This is a genomic window from Leisingera sp. ANG49 (genome assembly GCF_059694505.1).
Window position 1 is genome coordinate 1 of record NZ_JCATZN010000046.1, and the last position, 1,122, is coordinate 1,122.

At 57.3% G+C, this 1,122-nt stretch carries 1 protein-coding gene and 2 pseudogenes; 1 reads left to right on the forward strand and 2 read right to left on the reverse strand.

What is annotated here, in order from left to right:
• The coding region (locus AC58NV_RS23635) for an IS110 family RNA-guided transposase (protein WP_497229319.1) at window positions 1-560 on the forward strand (560 nt) is incomplete at its 5' end.
• A 238-nt stretch (window positions 561-798) separates the two neighbouring features.
• On the opposite strand, the pseudogene AC58NV_RS23640 reads toward AC58NV_RS23635, so the two are convergent.
• Both AC58NV_RS23640 and AC58NV_RS23645 read right to left on the reverse strand, forming a co-directional pair.
• Window positions 799-914: pseudogene (locus tag AC58NV_RS23640) on the reverse strand (transposase); the annotation flags it as partial.
• Window positions 869-1,122 (reverse strand): annotated as a pseudogene (locus AC58NV_RS23645) (hypothetical protein); the annotation flags it as partial. The pseudogenes AC58NV_RS23640 and AC58NV_RS23645, both read right to left, overlap by 46 nt.

Consider the following 1,122-nt stretch of genomic DNA (forward strand, 5'->3'; position numbering starts at 1 on the left):
TTCACACGTCTGAACGAGCTCATGCCCTGGCGCTACGCTGCTATCGCAGCGTAGCAGGCAGCAACGAAACCACACCAGAGCGCCTTCGCCGGACGGTCACCATGCTGCTACTCGATGCACGGATCAAAGCCTTCGATAGGCGCATCGATCTGGTCTTTCGCGCAAACCCGGATTGCCAGCGGATCACCCGGATATGCGGTGTGGGTTCAAAGACCGCCACGGCCGTTGTCGCCGCTGTCGGAGAAGGCAAAGAGTTCAAGAACGGACGGCACATGGCGGCCTGGATGGGACTTGTGCCGCGCCAGCATTCTAGCGGCGACAAACGCCTTTTGATGGGCATCAGTAAACGCGGAGACAAACATCTCCGAACTTTGCTGATCCACGGCGCCCGTTCTGTTGTCCGCGTATCGGAAGGCCGAACAGACGCCTTCAGCAGATGGGTCAACTCGATCCGCGAAAGACGCGGCATGATCCGAGCAATCGTCGCGGTGGCCAACAAGAACGCGCGCATCATCTGGGCGATGCTGCGCAGAAACGAAGAGTTCCGCGCCCACACTTAAGCGCGAGACAGAGATTGCAAGACGACCAAGGAAATGAACCGACCGGCAAACTCCGGTGTGTGAGGAACCTGGCTTTTTTAATGGCCCAATGAGGCCGACCACTTGTTGAGGCTCACCATGCGGAATTCCCATTTGGGCGCGCCTTCCAACCTGCGACGCCAGATAGATGTTTGCAACCAGAGAAACCCCGTCAGCTCAGGACCGAAGAAACCTTGCAACGGGAGAGACATCCATAGATGTAGAACGTGCCATCGCTGAGCCGTGCTTCCGGCACAGTTCCTTCGCCCCCATTCCGGCTTGGTGCTCTTTCAGGATGCCAATGATCTGCTCTTCGCTGAAACGGCTTTTCCGCATCGTCTGTCTCCTCGCTTGGAGAACAGGCTAACTTCAAATCTCGGACTTTTCAGGGTGGGCACATCATTGATCTTACGGAGCGGGTGCCACGCGGGGATGCGCTCTTCCAGATCGACATAGCTGAAAAGCGATCCGCTCGCTTCATCCGTTCCGCGCATCATCACCCCCCGCCGAAGTTGTGCTGAGGGTGAATCATGTTCCTCAGACT